This window comes from Bacillus sp. 2175 (assembly GCF_057812155.1).
The window spans coordinates 4,999,371-5,013,064 of record NZ_CM173819.1; the positions used below are offsets into that span (position 1 = coordinate 4,999,371).

14 protein-coding genes are annotated in these 13,694 nt (G+C 35.4%); 7 read left to right on the forward strand and 7 right to left on the reverse strand.

Annotated features, from left to right (window positions below):
• The first annotated feature begins 347 nt into the window (after positions 1–347).
• The gene (locus ACXKY9_RS26135; RefSeq protein WP_000733346.1) at positions 348–1,226 is read left to right on the forward strand and encodes a cell wall-binding protein EntA; all 879 of its coding nucleotides are present in this window, start codon (positions 348–350) and stop codon (positions 1,224–1,226) included.
• Positions 1,227–1,311: 85 nt separating this feature from the next.
• Positions 1,312–1,614, forward strand: coding sequence for a DUF3910 family protein (locus tag ACXKY9_RS26140; protein WP_001102537.1), 303 nt, complete (start codon positions 1,312–1,314; stop codon positions 1,612–1,614).
• Between the two features lie 130 nt (positions 1,615–1,744).
• Here the strand turns inward: ACXKY9_RS26140 and ACXKY9_RS26145 are convergent, their stop codons facing one another.
• The 3 genes from ACXKY9_RS26145 to ACXKY9_RS26155 are packed head-to-tail and all read right to left on the reverse strand — an operon-like array spanning position 1,745 to position 5,184.
• Entirely contained in the window at positions 1,745–3,124 is a 1,380-nt protein-coding gene (locus ACXKY9_RS26145) for a zinc ribbon domain-containing protein (RefSeq protein WP_000666898.1), read from the reverse strand.
• Positions 3,125–3,136: 12 nt separating this feature from the next.
• Positions 3,137–4,687 (reverse strand): zinc ribbon domain-containing protein, encoded by a 1,551-nt coding sequence (locus ACXKY9_RS26150; protein ID WP_000271641.1) that lies wholly within the window; start codon positions 4,685–4,687, stop codon positions 3,137–3,139.
• Positions 4,688–4,692: 5 nt separating this feature from the next.
• Complete coding sequence (locus ACXKY9_RS26155; protein ID WP_001281755.1) at positions 4,693–5,184, reverse strand: zinc ribbon domain-containing protein; 492 nt, start codon at positions 5,182–5,184, stop codon at positions 4,693–4,695.
• Between the two features lie 158 nt (positions 5,185–5,342).
• Here ACXKY9_RS26155 and ACXKY9_RS26160 point away from each other — a divergent pair, with 158 nt between their 5' ends.
• Positions 5,343–6,962 (forward strand): SWIM zinc finger family protein, encoded by a 1,620-nt coding sequence (locus ACXKY9_RS26160; RefSeq protein WP_000939136.1) that lies wholly within the window; start codon positions 5,343–5,345, stop codon positions 6,960–6,962.
• Positions 6,946–9,702: a DEAD/DEAH box helicase gene (locus tag ACXKY9_RS26165; RefSeq protein WP_000610108.1), complete on the forward strand. Its 2,757-nt coding sequence runs from the start codon at positions 6,946–6,948 to the stop codon at positions 9,700–9,702. The genes ACXKY9_RS26160 and ACXKY9_RS26165 overlap by 17 nt, the downstream gene beginning before the upstream one ends.
• A gap of 72 nt (positions 9,703–9,774) precedes the next feature.
• Here ACXKY9_RS26165 and ACXKY9_RS26170 read toward each other — a convergent pair whose 3' ends face one another.
• Entirely contained in the window at positions 9,775–10,260 is a 486-nt protein-coding gene (locus tag ACXKY9_RS26170) for a VanZ family protein (protein ID WP_001080708.1), read from the reverse strand.
• Positions 10,261–10,371: 111 nt separating this feature from the next.
• On the opposite strand from ACXKY9_RS26170, the gene ACXKY9_RS26175 reads away from it, so the two are divergent.
• Positions 10,372–10,596 carry a DUF1659 domain-containing protein gene (locus tag ACXKY9_RS26175; RefSeq protein ID WP_000963862.1) on the forward strand — a complete coding sequence of 75 codons (225 nt, stop codon included), beginning with the start codon at positions 10,372–10,374 and terminating at the stop codon, positions 10,594–10,596.
• A gap of 116 nt (positions 10,597–10,712) precedes the next feature.
• On the forward strand, positions 10,713–10,928 hold the full coding sequence (locus tag ACXKY9_RS26180) for a DUF2922 domain-containing protein (protein WP_001197593.1): 216 nt from the start codon (positions 10,713–10,715) through the stop codon (positions 10,926–10,928).
• 21 nt (positions 10,929–10,949) lie between these two features.
• Here ACXKY9_RS26180 and ACXKY9_RS26185 read toward each other — a convergent pair whose 3' ends face one another.
• Complete coding sequence (locus tag ACXKY9_RS26185) at positions 10,950–11,348, reverse strand: DUF4359 domain-containing protein (RefSeq protein WP_000731406.1); 399 nt, start codon at positions 11,346–11,348, stop codon at positions 10,950–10,952.
• 190 nt (positions 11,349–11,538) lie between these two features.
• Here ACXKY9_RS26185 and ACXKY9_RS26190 point away from each other — a divergent pair, with 190 nt between their 5' ends.
• On the forward strand, positions 11,539–12,015 hold the full coding sequence (locus ACXKY9_RS26190; protein WP_000368313.1) for a competence protein ComK: 477 nt from the start codon (positions 11,539–11,541) through the stop codon (positions 12,013–12,015).
• A 54-nt stretch (positions 12,016–12,069) separates the two neighbouring features.
• On the opposite strand, the gene ACXKY9_RS26195 is transcribed toward ACXKY9_RS26190, so the two are convergent.
• Complete coding sequence (locus tag ACXKY9_RS26195; RefSeq protein WP_000801278.1) at positions 12,070–12,540, reverse strand: sigma-70 family RNA polymerase sigma factor; 471 nt, start codon at positions 12,538–12,540, stop codon at positions 12,070–12,072.
• A gap of 421 nt (positions 12,541–12,961) precedes the next feature.
• Positions 12,962–13,630 carry a YknW family membrane protein gene (gene yknW, locus ACXKY9_RS26200; RefSeq protein WP_000387916.1) on the reverse strand — a complete coding sequence of 223 codons (669 nt, stop codon included), beginning with the start codon at positions 13,628–13,630 and terminating at the stop codon, positions 12,962–12,964.
• Positions 13,631–13,694: the final 64 nt, after the last annotated feature.

Consider the following 13,694-nt stretch of genomic DNA (forward strand, 5'->3'; position numbering starts at 1 on the left):
GTATATAGCACGTGTTTATAGCTTCACAAACAAAATGTTTATGTTTATATAACTATATTACCCATAAAACGGTAAAATACTCAAGGAATGTAATCGTTTAGTAAACATTATGTAACATTACTGTAATATTTTTATTTACGTCGAAAAAAACATGTTGTATTAAATATTTTGAATATAACTAGAAACCTATGATTCATATAGAATGAAAAACGCTTTCTTATATTTTTTGTTATATTACAGGATATTAACGACTTATTACGAATGGTTTGTAATTGTGTGTTTTCCCCAAATCCGAAAAAATCTGTTGCTATAATGAGGACACGAAAACAAACGCAATGGAGGCTATCATGAAAAAATTAATTGGTATAGCAACAGCAGCAGTTTTTGGTCTTGGGATTTTCACATCATCTGCTAATGCAGAAACTGTTGTAACAACAGATGTACTAAACGTACGCGAAAACCCTACTACGGAATCAAAAGTTGTCGGTAAATTACTAAACGGTAATAAAATAGATGTACAAAATACAGAGAACGGATGGTCAAAAGTTACTTTAGACGGTAAAGACGCATTCGTAAGTGCAGAGTTCACAAAAAGCATCTACTACGTAACAGCTAACGTATTAAACGTACGTGCTGAAGCGAACACAAACTCAGAGGTTCTTGGAAAGTTGAAGAAAGACGATGTAATCGAAACAACGAACCAAGTACAAAATGAGTGGTTACAATTTGAATATAACGGGAAAACAGCTTATGTTCATGTTCCTTTCTTAACAGGTACAGCACCTGTAATTGAGAAACAAGAAACAACGGCTCCTGCTAAAGCTGAAGCACCAGCTAAGGCTCAAACACCTGTAGCACAAGCAAAACCAGCTGCTAAGCCTGCTGTGAAAGCTGCTGAAACTAGCGAACCATCTGGTGGTCGTGAGTTAACAGTTGTAGCTACAGCATATACAGCTCACCCGAGCGAAAACGGTGGCACATATGGCGGCCGTGTATTAACTGCAATGGGTCATGATTTAACTGCGAATCCAAACATGAAAATGATCGCTGTTGACCCGAAAGTAATCCCATTAGGATCTAAAGTATGGGTAGAAGGTTACGGAGAAGCTATCGCTGGAGATACTGGTGGTGCAATTAAAGGTAACCGTATCGATATCTTACTTGGATCAGATAGCGCTGCTCAAAAATGGGGACGCAAAACTGTTAAAGTGAAAATTTTAAAATAACCAATAACTGCTAAATTACAAGCCGGTTCTCTTTATTGAGAGCTGGCTTGTATTTATTTATAATACATATAAGGAGGCTATGCCCATGAATGTACAAGCAAAAGTAGACTGGATTGGTACGCCAAAACCGTACATATATAAAGATGAAGTGACATATAACGCTACTTCTATTGATTTTTCACTCGCTGGCGATGATAAACGCTATAAGTTAATTGTGCTCAAGTCTGAAAACAATACACATTACAAAATTGTGCAATATGGAATAAAACCAGGCTCTCAAAAGCCATTTCCTATCGACATTCCATTTGAACAAAACATGTTACCAATTATAGAGCAAATATTACATGATCCATATGTACAAGAAATATTAAAGGAAACACACTCATAATTGTAAAAAAATATATCAACGATTTTTCAATTATATCTATCATAACTTACGATATATCAACGGTTGGACACGAAATATCGATTTAGCTACAAAAAAGAAGCTGTTCAAATATTGAACAGCTTCTCTCATATTAACGAGTTGGACCAGATACATCTTCTGATTTCAACGTATTATTTGCACCAAGAGAATGATACAACATCTTTCCATTTCCATTCACAGTTACAATATGTTCGCTATTAAAACTTTTGAACTTCACAGATCCATCACCGTAACGAATATGATACTCTTCATATGTCGTTACTTTATATTTCGTATCACTTTGACGCTCTACATTACGAACTTCCATCGTTAATAAGTCTTCTGTAATTCCTTTTTTGTGTAAATACTGTATATAATCACGGTCTTCCTTATACGATTTCCCACTCTTATCATAATTCTTTTCAATTAAACTAAAATCATTTAATGAAATTGCACGTACGTTATCATAAATATGATTTCTTACAAATTCGCCCACTGCTGAACTTGATGTTTCTTTCGGGAATTTTAAGTAATACGTGCTTTGGTCTCCAATTTTAACACTTTCAGATTTCATCACACCAAAATCAGTAGTTTTCTCTAAATGTACTTCTACTGTTTCATCTGTGGATACAGGGCCAAGCTTATAACTTCCATAATTTAATTTTCCACGTTTTTTCCCATTCACAAATACAGTTGCATCACTTTCATCAGAAGAAATGCTTACATACTTACCTTCAAGCGATAAATCCACTTTCACCTTCTCGCTCTGTTCATCCGCTAAATCTACTTCTTTCTCTGTTTCTAATTCAGTCAGTTCTGTCTTCGCCGTTGCCTTTACAACATATGTACCTGGGAAGTATGGCCCCAACTCTTTCGAAGTTTTATCACTAGAAAGCTCTGTTTCTTTTTTGTTATTCACATGTATTTCTGCATTTTTTGCAGTTGTACTAATGCTCATATAATAAGATTTCATGCTGAACTTATACTTTGGATATAAGAACCACTCTTTTCCCTCTTCTACTATTTCCCCGTCCTTAAATGAAGATTTATCTTTAGTTAACTTTTGATCTACTGTCTCTTTCTGTAAATAAGACAGTAATTGTTTGTTGTAAGAAGGATTCTCTTTTAAATAACGCATGTACGCTTTAATATCCTCTGTCTTAATCTTTAAGCTTGAATCATTCGCTTTTACAAACTCATCAATTGCATTAATATCTTTCTTTTGGAATGCTTCAATCATTACATTTACTTGCTTTTCTTTTGAAAACTTATATGCTCCAAATTTATATGCCCCAAATAATAATGCAGCAATAACAGCAAAACCAATGATCAAAAATAAATTTTTCTTACTTTTCACTGATTTTGTCTCGCTTTGTAATTCTGTATATGAAGCAGCAGTGTTATCAACGATTACTTCTACTTTACTCCCACACTCAGGACAAAAGTTCAAATGGTCTGCAACATTCTTTTTACATGTTCCACAAAACTTCAACGTGCTCTCCTCCTATTTTTTAGCTAATTTCATTCCAGCAAATGCCGCTACATATGTCACAATCAAGCTAAACAAAGTTAAATATATAAATGAATTTTGCATAGATAATACCGTTCCACTTGTTCCAAATAAACCTGTTACCGTTCCTGAAACATTAATTTGGAACTTAGAAATCATATTCATTACAATCATCATAATTGTGTAAGAACCACTACATACCGCTAATGTAATATATATATTGGCGGTCGGTAATTTAGCTAACTTTCTTCCCGCTCTAAACATAAAGAACAATGGAATAATAAGCAGTAATAAACCATAATGGAATACATTATTCACTTTATCAAATTCTGCAAGGCTTTCCTCATTTGCTCCTTTTGAAATCAATATCTCCCTAAGCTCTACGCCATTTACAGAGACGCCTGATATAAATGAAAACGATAGCGTGCTCTCATATGTATTTGATTTCTTACCAATTCTAGTAAATTCTTTACTAAGTGCTGGACTTGATACTTCTAACGGCGCAAAATGAGCCATACTCCATAATTGAGGTGTTAACTCTAATGCTAATAATGTACTTTCAGATTTTAAAATTGTTATTTCTTTTAATGGTTCAATACCGTCTTCCTTACTTACTAACGCCATAATACAAACCGCTATCGCTGTTACTAATAGTCCTTTTATCATAGCTGAAACACCGTAATACACAGACGCTCCATATGGCATTAACTCTTGAAATGCTACTGCCATATTGTTTTTGCTTGTATGAGCAATAAATCCTAATAAGGTAAATAATGTCCCACATACAACACCACTCAATAAACTCTTAATCGCTGAATAGCCAACCGTAATCTTACCTGCTTCTGAGAATGGAATTGCAAAAGATTGTGATGCTATAAAACTTATAATGAATAAAAAGACGCCATAAATAATACCAACTGTTGCTGCCATAAAGATTTGATCTTTAATCGTTTTCGCAACATGCTGTTTCCCTAACCAAATTCCTGTACCAGCGAAAATAATAAATGGAATGATTAATAATAATGTAAATGGAGTATGCCAAGATAAAGAAAATATCAATCCACTATCATCGTTAGCTGTAAAACCAAGTAAATGGTAACTTAACATCGTAGAAGTTGCACTCGAATAAAAACTTGGCAACATTTCTAATTCTTTCGCAAATTTGCTAAACATCTCACTTAACATAGAAGCAAATAATAAACTACCAATCCAACCAGCAATTAACATGAGAATACTTGCAACAGCCCCACCAATAAAACCTTTTTGTAACACGGCTTTATCTGCTTTAAATTCAACTTTAGGAGCACCATCCATTGTAGGCAATTTTACAGATTGTTCTTTTTTCTTCACAACAGATAAAGAATACCCGCACTTTTGACAATATAAATTTTTTTGAGCATTTTCACTGCCACAACCTTTGCAGTATTTTGCAGTATCTTTTTCTAATGTTACTGCATCTATAGCTCCTGCAATCTCCATACTACCTTCATTTGGGCAATAATTTACTTCTTCACCATGTTGTTTTCCACATGTGCGACAATACATTTAATTCACTCCCCACTTTGCTTAATTCCACAAACTGGACAGTAAGTAGAGTTTTTATCGATATGCTCATTACATGAAATACAATTTACCGTTTCACCTTCATTTTCTACCGCTAACATCGGGTTAGATTTTCCACACGAACCACAAAACTTATCATTTATTGATAAAGGTCCACCACATTCACATGTAGCTTTTTCACCTTGTTGTTTTTGCAATTCAACAATGCGCTTTCTTGCTTGATAAATAGCTACATCAAATTCTTGAACTGGAGCAATCATTTCTTTTAAGCTCGCTTCATTTACTCCACTTCCTCTTAATTGAACATACACTTGCTGCCCAACCTCTAATAGAACCTCTGCTTTTTTCTGCATTTGCACTTGCATTCCCTTTTTCAATTGAGCAATTTCTTGTGCAACTTGCAACTTCATTTTCCCTTGTTCTATTCCTTCTTGTAACTTATTCATTCCACTACCTAACTTCGTCTGTAAATCTGACAAATTACTTCTCCTCCTATACGTATATATTCATATATGAAATTAACATTTTATATATTACCATGATTTTCAAGTTATGTAATCCAAATTTCATTTTTTCTGTTTTGAGCATTTTTTGTTTATAATGGTAAAGGAAAGAAATATGTGTACGGAGGAATATTATGCTGCAACACTCAATTACGAAAGATGAAATTATGATGATTGCGAATGAGTTCGTTCAAGGACTAGATCCACAGCAAACAGCTGATCAGGAACATGTCGCTACAGCTCGGCACCTATATCGTAGTGGTGTTGTCTACAACGTTGACTTTGATGGTTATACACTGTCAGGAACTGTAGATGCGGAAGGCAACGTATATAGCGTTCATATTCCGATTCGTAATGTCGCTGAAAGTTATTGTGATTGCTTCGCACCAACACAATGTGAGCATATGCTCGCTGTATTACTATCTGCAGCGTCTAGTTTCGGGCAAGTAGGAGATGTATTAACTTTATTTAAAAATAATACGAAACCTTCCCTTCCTCCTATTAGAACTGCAAGACAAGTATTGCAATCATCAGCTTTTGAAGAAACGGATTATAAAAGTTGGGAATCATATTTTGAAAAAGAATATGAATCATTTAAAAAAGAACAAGCTCGCCTTACTTATAAACAAATGTATTTTCTTATGAGTATCTTTACAGATTTCTATACGAAGCTTGAGCGGAAAGCTCCGCGCGTCATCGCCATACATGAATTATTCAGGTTACATGCAGCAATTTACTGCTTTCAAAAATTATTAGAAGAAATTCAGGCATTCGAAGCAAACAAAACGTATTCTTATCACCAACCTGTTAATGTCATTCGCCTATTTGTAGATAAAGTGGAATCCATCGTTCGGGACTTACAATCAGAAGCGATTCCTTCAGAGTCTGAAATAATTTTGCAAGAAACAACTCGTCTCGTTCATGAAGTATTCTTCTCTACCGACGCTTATACGCAAGAGCGATTTTTCATTTATCGTCACATATGGAGTGAACTTTTAAACAATAAAGAGAACATACAAGAGGAAGAAAAACGAATCGATACGAAAATCAATCCACTATCCAAAGCATTAGCGTCTTCTCATCTTCTCTTTTTAAATGATGAAGATTTACTAGCGATGGACTTACTAAAGAAACAACCTGCTTCTGTTGTGAGTCTATACTTCTATTGGTTAGAAGAACTATTAAGTGCCATGCAATGGGATCGTGCAAAAAACTGGCTTTCCTTTACGTATAAACAAGTAAAGAAAACGATCCAAGATCACGAAAATACGATTTTCATAAAAGATATCGTTCGGCTATTTGTAATCATGTATGAAACATACGCAACACATACAAATGAACAAGCTGGTTTTGAAATGATTTTACAAGAACTATTACCGTATAGTTTCACAAACTACGAACAGTACGTACTCGCGAAAAAACAGTATCGCACATGGGCAGAGCTTCATCTCTTATATGGATTTGAGGCAATCGAACTGTTGAAAGAGCCACTGAAAGATATTGAAAAAGAAGCGCCAGAAGTGGCACTTCCTCTTTACCATCTTGCTGCTGTAGAGGCGATTGAAGAACGAAATCGTAAATCATATAAACGTGCAGTTCGTTACTTAAAGAAATTACGTACATTATATAAACGATTAAAACGCACCGATGAATGGGATGCTTTCATTATTCACATCGCCAATCTCCATTCACGTCTGCGTGCACTACAAGAGGAATTACGGAAAGGAAAATTAATCGATGATCAATCAAACTGAAGTAACAATTAGGCTCCAGCATGTTAGTCAAGGTTGGTTCCTTTGGGGAGAAGATGACAGCGGTACTCCATTATCCGTAACAAGTTGGAAACGAAATGCATTCACATGGCACTCCACTTCTTTCTACGGTACGTTTCTAAAAGAAGCAACCTTCGAAGGAAAACAAGGTGTGCTGCTAACAAATGCACAAGCCTTTGAATACATTGCAAACAAACCGATGAATTCCTTTGCACATATTCAAATAAACGGCATGATTACAGCACTTACGAAAGATGCAAATGAACTATGGGATGCCTTTACGAGTGGTAGTTTCGTACCAGATATGAATCATTGGCCTAAACAACCATCTTGGAAAGTTCAAAATACACCAATTGAAGATGACACATTAGCATCGCTTTTCTCAGCAGCAGTAAATGAAAGCATATTACAAGACAACCGCTCAAATGACGGCTGGGAAGATGCTAAAAGACTATATGAACATTATGACTTTACGAAAAGACAACTGGAAACAGCACTACATGAAGAAGATTGGCTTCGGAAAATTGGTTATATTGAAGATGATCTTCCGTTTACAATCGGACTAAGACTACAAGAACCACAAGAAGAATTTGAAATGTGGAAGCTTGAAACAATTGTGACACCAAAGCGCGGGGCGCATCGCATATATGTATATGAAAACATCGATTCCTTACCGAAAAGATGGCACGATTACGAAGAACGGATTACAGAAACACAAGAAGGTTTTAGTAAACTCATACCGTGGTTAAAAGAAGGAGATACGTTCCGAAATGAACTCTTTGAAACAGAAGCGTGGAACTTCTTAACAGAAGCAAGCGACGAGTTACTTGCAGCCGGTATTACAATTTTACTACCATCATGGTGGCAAAATTTAAAAGCAACAAAACCGAAATTACGTGTCCAGCTGAAGCAAAATACAGCACAAACACAATCGTTCTTCGGTATGAATACGCTCGTTAATTTTGATTGGCGCATTTCGACGAACGGCATTGATTTATCAGAAAGCGAATTTTTCGAACTCGTTGAACAAAATAAACGTCTATTTAATATAAATGGTCAATGGATGCGACTAGATCCAGCCTTTATCGAAGAAGTAAGGAAACTCATGAACCGTGCCGATAAATACGGACTAGAGATGAAAGATGTCCTGCAGCAACATTTATCAAATACGGCTGAAACAGAAATTGTAGAAGATGATAGTCCGTTTACTGATATTGAAATCGAACTAGATGGATATTATGAGGAACTATTCCAAAAGCTGCTTCATATTGGAGATATTCCAAAAGTAGATGTCCCTACTTCACTAAACGCAACACTTCGCCCGTATCAACAACACGGCATTGAATGGTTATTATATTTACGAAAACTTGGATTTGGAGCATTGCTAGCTGACGATATGGGACTCGGGAAAAGTATTCAAACAATCTCTTACTTACTATATATAAAAGAAAACAATCTCAAAACAGGCCCTGCATTAATCGTAGCGCCGACATCTGTTCTTGGAAATTGGCAAAAAGAATTTGAGCGTTTCGCACCGAATTTACGTGTTCAATTACATTACGGAAGTAATAGAGATAAGGGCAATTCTTTTGAAGATTTCCTTCAATCAGCAGATGTTGTATTAACATCTTATGCATTAGCTCAACTCGATGAGGAAGAACTAACTTCATTATGCTGGGATGCTGTTATTTTGGATGAAGCACAAAATATTAAGAACCCACATACGAAACAGTCGAAAGCAGTACGAAACTTGCAAGCAAATCACAAAATCGCTTTAACTGGTACACCGATGGAAAATCGCCTTGCTGAACTTTGGTCCATTTTCGACTTTATTAATCATGGATATCTCGGAAGCTTAGGGCAATTCCAACGCCGCTTCGTCACACCAATTGAAAAGGATCGTGATGAAGGAAAAATCCAGCAAGTTCAACGGTTTATCTCACCATTTTTACTGCGCCGAACGAAGAAAGATCAAACAGTCGCATTAAATTTACCAGATAAACAAGAACAAAAAGCTTACTGTCCTCTTACTGGTGAACAAGCTTCCTTATATGAACAACTTGTTCAAGATACACTGCAAAATGTCGAAGGATTAAGTGGCATTGAAAGACGCGGCTTTATATTACTTATGCTGAACAAGCTAAAACAAATTTGTAATCATCCAGCTCTTTATTTAAAAGAAGAAGAGCCACAAAATGTCGTTGAACGCTCTATGAAAACAAAAACGTTAATGGAGCTCATAGAAAATATAAAAGATCAAAATGAAAGTTGCCTCATCTTCACTCAATATATCGGCATGGGGAACATGCTAAAACGCGTGCTAGAAGAAAAATTCGGCCAGCGTGTCCTCTTCTTAAACGGTAGTGTACCGAAAAAAGATCGCGACAAGATGATTGAGGAGTTCCAAAACGGAACGTATGACATTTTCATCTTATCCTTAAAAGCTGGCGGAACAGGATTAAACTTAACTGCTGCCAACCATGTCATTCACTACGATCGTTGGTGGAATCCAGCTGTGGAAAATCAAGCAACAGACCGCGCATATCGCATTGGTCAAAAACGATTTGTTCATGTTCACAAACTCATTACAACAGGAACATTAGAAGAAAAAATTGATGAAATGCTAGAAAGAAAACAATCTCTAAACAATGCAGTCATCACAAGCGATAGTTGGATGACTGAACTATCAACAGACGAACTAAAAGAATTACTCGGTGTATAAAGTGAAACTTTAATTAGGCCAATCACGTAGAGTTTTACTACCCGCAAAAAAAGCGCTAATCTCGAAATGAGATTAGCGCTTTTTTCTATTCCAAAACCAATTACTTATTATAATCCCCGTTAACCCGCCGCACGTATCAAGCAATGAATCTTGCCACATTGGTGTACGGTCTCCCGTAAACCATTGGTGAATTTCATCAAATGTTGCATAACCCGCAACGAAAAGAAGGGCATATATAAAACATCTTTTCCTCGAATAACCTGATCGATGAAAAGCGTAATAAATCAATGAACCTAGCATAAAGAACACCATAAAATGAGCACCTTTACGAAGGAAAAACTCAATAAATCCGCCTACACCTTTATTCGCAATACTAACAGGGGTTCCTCCACCATAATCGATAGATACCCATGAAAAATGCTCTTTCACAAATTCAACATTTACATATTGTTCAATATCTGAACGCATATCCTGCTTTTTATATGGTTGTGCCGAAGAATAGAAAATCAGCCCCATCCATAGTAATACAGGAATCCAAAATAACCATTTACGATTCATTATCCAGAATTCTCCTCTCTTCATCTTTTAAGGGTACCAAAAAAAAGAAAAAATTTCACGCCAAAACATGACATTCACGCCCTATTTATAAAGTGAAAGGGGGTGATACACATGGCAATTGAAACAATCGTAATGGATTTAACTTTACGTCTTGTCTTAAACAACGGATTAGATAAGAACGGCAAAACAGTTTTCAAGAGCAAACAATTTAAACGTGTTAAAACAAATGCGAGCTTAGATCAAGTACACAACGTAGCTCATGCTCTAGCTTCCTTACAAGCATCACCACTTCACTCTGTACAACTTGTAAGCACATCAGATCTTTCTAAACTATAAAGTAAAACTCGGATCAGTGGGGATTTTATTCATCCCCGCTGATTATTAGCCCGCAATTTAACCAACAGACCCAAATCCCGTAAATAGCGGGATAAATACAAAGGAGGGAATAACACATGCAAGTACTAGAGTTGATTTTCGCGAAAGAAGATGGAAAAACAGTCGTTTTTTCTATCGATACGCCCATCACACCAATCGATGCACAAGTCGTAAATCAAGTAATGGATACAATCCTTGCCTCATCTGTATTTTCATCCATTGATGAAAATACAAGAAAAAAGGGAGCTCGCCTTGTAGAAAAAAATGTATCTGAAGTTCCAATTACTCTATAAAATGAAAAAGACGAATCTGCATCATTTTGCAGATTCGTCTTTTTTCTTCGGCATTTCAATCGGGATAAAAACCTTTGAAAAACCGACGCATACATACTTATAATGTTCTTCCCCTATATCAAACTCAGTCGTATATGTTGAGAAGAATATATAATCATTTCGCTTCGTATAATGATCAATTAATAACCCAACTTGTGGTTCAACATACTTTTTCGCTAACTTTTTACCGGCCGATGCCAAATCGCCAAGGAGACCCTCTTCATTCTCTTTTTGAACTTCATCTAGCTTCTTACTCACATCATTACGCTTCATAAACTGTTTCGCTGCCCATTCTGTATATTCGCCCTTACTCGGATTACTGTTTGCTAAATATACTAGGAGAACGACAACTAAAGCCATAATAATATACTTTTTCTTCATACTATATCACCGCCTACTCTTTTCTATTTTCATATATATGTACAAGCGATGCAACTTAGAAAGACTATCACCTATTGATTGTAAACGAATAGCCAAAATTTACAATATGAAATAGAATATTAACAATTAATTTACTTAATTTATATATAATTATATTCAGAATGTAAATTATAAGGGAGGATATAGAATTATGGATAATGAAAACAACATTTTTATTTCTAGTTCTACAATGATGCTTGAACCATGTAAACACCCTTATTACCGTACAAAAATTATTGACAGTAGCGGAAACCATCTTTACTCCTGTCAAACTGCTCTCCAACTTATACAGAAATCTTGTCTAACAAATATTCATTCTACTTATCAAGGGAGACGTAATGCTGTAAAAACAAAATTTAAATTTAAACAAAACGTTCCAATTCCGATCAATCATAGAGAATATATTTGTGCTTTCCCAACAGAATCTCCTGCTTCTCCAAATTGTATTTGGCTTTTCTTCAAACATGTTCATACAATAGAGTTTTTCAAAAAAGCTAAACGAGCTAAAATTCATTTTTCAAACGGAGCTACCGTAACGATACAAATTAGTTCCCATAAGCTAAGTCAGCAATTATGGAAAGCGGGATATGTATTATCCCAAATGAACATGCAAGATTCATCACCTTAATAACAAATAGAATGGAAGGTAGTATTTCCTCACCTTCCATTCTATTTGCTATTTTTATCCTTTTACACTATCGCGCATTTTCTCGATTGCTTGCCGATACATCCACCTTACTTGATAATATGTCATTTCCGTCTCTAAAGCGATTTCTCCCATCGTCTTCCCTACAAAAAAACGTTCAAAAATAATATACTTCTCCTTCTCGTCTAACACACTCATAAAATCCTTCACTCTTATTTCAACATCTTCAAAATGAAAGATATCCTCATACTCACCTACACATACACATCTTTCTTGCAAAGTAGATTCTTTCTTCAATCTTTCTAATATATAACCACGCACCGTTACAAGTGCATATGCAGGGAAATATCCCTTCTTTGCATCAAATCTTTCATACGCATGCCAAAGACCAATTAAACCACATTGATAATACTCTTCATAATCTTGACGGATACCTAATTTCTTTATTTGATTTACAATCATCCCTTCATACAAAACAACTGTCTCTATAAAAGTCGCTGGCTTCACACAGTACCCGTTTCTAAAAGGTATACCTTTCTAGTATTCCGCGGTACCTTCACAATATAAAAATAAACAAAAGATTTCACCGTGAGTAATTTCAAATACTACCGACGGAATTTGAAATTACACCAGCTAGTATTTGAAATTTTGTTGGTGGTATTTGAAATAGGGGTAAAAATAAAAAAGGCTCCTTCTATACATTAGAAGGAACCTTTTGTTTATGAGTTCTCAAGTTATACTATTCTGTAGTTATATTTTTGAAAAATCTATCGATCGCATATAGACCAGTAGCTAAAATATAACTTGTAACATGAACAAAAAATTTGCTATAAGTTTCTTAAATATATGTATCTTCTCCTTATAACAAAAATGCAGCAATTACTTTTATAATTGCTGCATTTCTTTCTAGTTACATGAAATATCAATATTATTGCACCAATCCTCTTAGTGCACCAAAGCCGATCGTTAAAATGAAGAAGATAACCATAAGAATCGTTGCCTTCTTTTTACTTAAACCGGCCGTAATTTGAAGACCTAACCATGTGATAACAAATCCCCAAATTGTAAATACTTCAATGCTATTTGCAATACCTTTTACAGCGCCTCCACTTGAAGCAAAAATTGGGCCTAAACCAGTGTAAAGTTCTTTTCCTGAACCACCTAGAATAAGTGCTAAAACTATATTTATTAATAAACCAAGTACTGAAATAATGCTTGAATATACATTAATTGTTAATAATTTCTTGTAAGAAGTATCATTGCTCATTAACATCATTAACACTTTATATACAGCAGCACTAATGAAGAAACCTATTATCATACCGATAACACCAAATACAAAACCAGCACCGAAAGTCATTACAGGTGTAACATTAACCCCTAATTCTTGATTGAGCTTAATTGATTCAGGTGTTAAAGAATATACATAAGCACCAATTCCACCAGTAATCCCCGATAGTAAAGAAAGTATCCAAAACGCACCCCAAACTGCATTACTATTCTTCATTCTCTCAAACTGCTCACCTGGAGAAGTAATCATTCCTAATAATGATGGCTTCTTCGCACCTACATCTTGCGTATTAATATTTGCTTCCATTATAACGCCTCCTTCTATTTATATAACCCGTTCTAACGGGCGGTTCACTTCCTCATATAGAGGC

Excerpts from the sequence above, each read along its gene's own strand:
- ACXKY9_RS26135 (WP_000733346.1), top strand. The coding sequence starts at position 348 with ATGAAAAAATTAATTGGTATAGCAACAGCAGCAGTTTTTGGTCTTGGG.
- ACXKY9_RS26140 (WP_001102537.1), top strand. The coding sequence starts at position 1,312 with ATGAATGTACAAGCAAAAGTAGACTGGATTGGTACGCCAAAACCGTAC.
- ACXKY9_RS26150 (WP_000271641.1), bottom strand. The coding sequence starts at position 4,687 with ATGTATTGTCGCACATGTGGAAAACAACATGGTGAAGAAGTAAATTAT.
- ACXKY9_RS26160 (WP_000939136.1), top strand. The coding sequence starts at position 5,343 with ATGCTGCAACACTCAATTACGAAAGATGAAATTATGATGATTGCGAAT.
- ACXKY9_RS26165 (WP_000610108.1), top strand. The coding sequence starts at position 6,946 with ATGATCAATCAAACTGAAGTAACAATTAGGCTCCAGCATGTTAGTCAA.
- ACXKY9_RS26170 (WP_001080708.1), bottom strand. The coding sequence starts at position 10,260 with ATGAATCGTAAATGGTTATTTTGGATTCCTGTATTACTATGGATGGGG.
- ACXKY9_RS26175 (WP_000963862.1), top strand. The coding sequence starts at position 10,372 with ATGGCAATTGAAACAATCGTAATGGATTTAACTTTACGTCTTGTCTTA.
- ACXKY9_RS26180 (WP_001197593.1), top strand. The coding sequence starts at position 10,713 with ATGCAAGTACTAGAGTTGATTTTCGCGAAAGAAGATGGAAAAACAGTC.
- ACXKY9_RS26185 (WP_000731406.1), bottom strand. The coding sequence starts at position 11,348 with ATGAAGAAAAAGTATATTATTATGGCTTTAGTTGTCGTTCTCCTAGTA.
- ACXKY9_RS26190 (WP_000368313.1), top strand. The coding sequence starts at position 11,539 with ATGGATAATGAAAACAACATTTTTATTTCTAGTTCTACAATGATGCTT.
- yknW (WP_000387916.1), bottom strand. The coding sequence starts at position 13,630 with ATGGAAGCAAATATTAATACGCAAGATGTAGGTGCGAAGAAGCCATCA.